Annotated in this window: 3 protein-coding genes and 1 pseudogene; 2 read left to right on the top strand and 2 right to left on the bottom strand. The window is 69.5% G+C overall.

The features are described from left to right. A pseudogene (locus ACFU6K_RS36360) lies at positions 1-219 on the bottom strand (hypothetical protein); the annotation flags it as partial. Between the two features lie 53 nt (positions 220-272). Here ACFU6K_RS36360 and ACFU6K_RS36355 point away from each other — a divergent pair. Then, positions 273-1,193 carry a hypothetical protein gene (locus ACFU6K_RS36355; protein ID WP_380670522.1) on the top strand — a complete coding sequence of 307 codons (921 nt, stop codon included), beginning with the start codon at positions 273-275 and terminating at the stop codon, positions 1,191-1,193. 63 nt (positions 1,194-1,256) lie between these two features. After that, positions 1,257-1,490, top strand: coding sequence for a hypothetical protein (locus tag ACFU6K_RS36350; protein WP_380670520.1), 234 nt, complete (start codon positions 1,257-1,259; stop codon positions 1,488-1,490). A gap of 193 nt (positions 1,491-1,683) precedes the next feature. On the opposite strand, the gene ACFU6K_RS36345 is transcribed toward ACFU6K_RS36350, so the two are convergent. After that, positions 1,684-2,578 (bottom strand): ricin-type beta-trefoil lectin domain protein (locus ACFU6K_RS36345; RefSeq protein ID WP_380670518.1); only part of this gene is annotated, 895 nt, incomplete at its 5' end.

Raw genomic sequence — 2,578 nt, 5'->3', positions numbered from 1 at the left:
GTAGTGCTGAGCCTCGTTCAGCCACACCACCGTGCGGGGCCCGACACGGTGCAGGTCCTCCAGTGCGGCCTGGGCGCGGGTCGGGTCGAAGGGATGCCACAGCCGCCACCCGAAGTCGGCGAGAGGCTGCACGGCTTCCCAGCAGGCGCGTGTCTTGCCCGTCGATGAGGAGCCCACCAGCACGACGAGCCCGCTGCGGCCGGCCGCAGCGGCCTGTACCGTCCGACTCCTCGGACGGCCCGGCCTACCGGAGACACGAGGCCCTCGACACCATGGACACACCACGGCTCACCGCCCCGCTCGCGGCCGTCGCCACCTGCCTTCTGCTGCTCGCCTCCTGCTCCACGAACAGCGGGACCACCACCGACACCGCACCGACCTCCACCAGGGGAACGCCATCCGGCCCGGCAGGCACCCCCGCCGACGGCACCAAGACCGCGCCCGCCCCCGCCGACGACCCCACCGTCATCTCCCTGCCCCTGGACCCGTACTTCCTCCAACCCGCCGACAACGCCCGGCTGCACACCGCCCTGGACCGACTGGTCGCCGACTGCCTGCGGAGCGCCGGAGTCCGCCCACCCGCCCCGGCCAACGCCCCGACCCCCGTGCTGGGCCGGTACGAACGGCGCTACGGAATCACCAGCGCCTCCGGGGCCCGAACCACCGGCTACCACCTGCCCGCCCACCCGGACCCGGCACAGGTACGGCTCTCCCCTGACCAGCTGAACGCGCTCACCGGCCCGCAGGGCTGCCAGGAATCCGCCGCGCGCCGGATCACCGGCACCACCAGCTACCCCGGAGACGCCTATCTGGTCCGGTCGGTCAACCAGGAGTCCTTCGACCAATCGATGAAGAACCCGGAGGTCGTGGCCGCCGTCGCCGCGTGGTCCCGGTGCATGAAGCAGGCCGGCCACGACTACGCGACACCGCTGCAGACCGGCACCTGGCCCTCCGAACAACCCACCGACGAAGAGCGGACGACCGCCCTCACCGACGTCGCCTGCAAACAACAGACCCGGCTCGTCCGGATCTGGAACGAAGCCGAGACCGCCATCCAACGCACCCTGATCCAGCAGAACACCACCGCGTTCGACAACGTCCTGGCCGAACGCCGCCGCATACTCAGCGAAGCGGACACCGTCCTCGCCGAAGGTCCGGCGTCCGGGCCGAGCCACTCGGCCGCCTTCGAGTAGTCACCAGTCCAGGGAACCCCCAGGGCAGGGGCCACTGCGGGCCTGCGGCACGGCGCCCGGTCGGTGCCCCACCACGGCGATGACTACGACTGGGATGCCTGCGTCGACCTCCTCTTCCAGGGCACCGACATCCTGATGCTCTTCAGCGCGCACCTGGACGGGATCGAAGACCCCGACGACATGGCCAACCAGGCCATGGGCATCGGCGACATGCGCCCCGCTGCCTGGTTCACGCCTTCGACAACGTCCAAGCCCGCAACCCGGGGCGCGGCTTCCGCCGCTGACCCGGCGGTGTAGAGGTCGGTCTCGGGCGTCGCGAGGGACACGAGCAAGGCGTAGGAGACCGGTCGGCTGACCCGGTCGAATCTGTTGTTGCACTTCCACCAGCCGGGCAGACCGCAAGGGCTCTGCGGTCGGGGAGATCGGCGGCCCCAGAAAACGCGGGTGGGGCCCGCAATGCCGGATGCATCGCGGGCCCCAGGGTGGGGGGTCAGGTGTTGTTCGGGTACATGGTCCAACGCTGGTTGGCATGATCAGGGAGACACTCCCCGATGGCCAGGACTGTTCCGTTGGCGTCGATTGCGCCGGGGAGGTCGAGGCAGCGGTCGGCGGTCGGATTATGGATGCTGCCGTCGGCGCGCAGGGTCCAGACCTGACCGGTGGCCCCGACGCAGTCGGTGATCACGACCTGGGTACCGGAGCTGGTGGCGTTGTTCTTGGTGGCGACGCAGCGTCCGCTGGTGCGCAGGGTGCCGTCGGAGCCGAAGGTGAACTTCTGATTGGCGCCGGCCCAGCAGTCGTAGAAGCGAAGGTTGGTGCCGTTGCTCGCGCCAGCGTTGTCAAGGCAACGGTTGGGGTTGGCGGCGGAGTTGATGTTGTACGAGGCGGGCTTCGGCGTGTCCAGGACGCGGATGTCACCGAAGCGCGGCAGGCCAGCCTCGGGCGCGGTGCCCAGGTACTGGACGAGGCTGTGGTTGTTGTCGGTGATGATCAGGTCGGGGTACCCGTCACCGTTGATGTCACCGGGAGAGTCGAGCACAGGGTACGTGGCCGAGCTGAAGCCTCCGACGAGGGCCGTGGTGGCGGTGGGCGCCTGCCAGTACTGGCTGCTGTTGTCGAGGCAGTCCGAGATGATCAGATGGGTGCCCGGCACGTTGCTCCCACTAGGGACGGTGAGGCAGCGGCCGGAGTTGGGGTTCTGCAGGGTGCCCGGGCAGGGACCGGGGACCCACTTCTGGGCGGCGCCGCTGTGGCAGCCGTACAGATTGACCGGCGCGCCGTTGTCGGTCGATCCATTGGTGATGTCGAGGTTTGCTGGGAGTGTCCGATGCCTGAAGGTCCGATGACCTGATCCGCGCTCAGGCCGCTGCCCGCCTCGTCGACGG

It is taken from the genome of Kitasatospora sp. NPDC057512 (assembly GCF_042802135.1).
Taxonomy (GTDB): Bacteria; Actinomycetota; Actinomycetes; order Streptomycetales; family Streptomycetaceae; genus Kitasatospora.
Note: the sequence above shows the minus strand (reverse complement) of the source record. Positions and strands in the feature narration are given on the sequence as shown.